Raw genomic sequence first — 622 nt, 5'->3', positions numbered from 1 at the left:
AAATAACCTTTGGACAGCCAAACATTTTAATAGCCACTGGATATAGAAAATGGGGAATGTCAAATGGAACTGCCGCAGCACTTCTATTGCGGGATATTGTATTGGGCAAGGAAAACGCCTTCCAGCGTTTGTTTACACCATCAAGATTTTATGCAACCCCTAGTATAAAGAATTTTCTAGTTCAAAACGCGGATGTTGCGGAGCATTTAATTAAGGGAAAACTTCAAATAAGCAATATCGACCCTGATACCTTAAATAATGATGAGGCAGCCGTGATTAGTATCAAAGGAGAAAGAAAGGGCGCATATAAGGATGAAAAGGGGCAACTGCATATTGTAGATACAACCTGTACGCATGTTGGATGCGAAGTTGAGTGGAATAGCGGGGATCGCAGCTGGGATTGCCCGTGCCATGGATCGAGGTTTTCATATACCGGTGATGTAATTGAGGGGCCAGCCGAAAAACCTTTACAAAAGCATGATTATAAGATGCTGGACAACCTTACTTCGGAGGACTCAGGTTATTAGTTACCCTGGTTAGTTGAAAAAATAATTTCAGATATATCAGCTGAACAATCTAAAGCGACCCCACGCCAGGGTCGCTTTTTTTATCTATGAAATAA

At 41.3% G+C, this 622-nt stretch carries 1 protein-coding gene; it reads left to right on the top strand.

The annotated features are described in order from the left end of the window. The coding region (locus AC3G7N_RS21580) for a Rieske (2Fe-2S) protein (RefSeq protein ID WP_489424185.1) at positions 1-527 on the top strand (527 nt) is incomplete at its 5' end. Between the last annotated feature and the right edge of the window lie 95 nt (positions 528-622).

The organism is Virgibacillus carmonensis (assembly GCF_057836705.1).
This window is presented reverse-complemented; position numbering and strand designations above follow the sequence as displayed.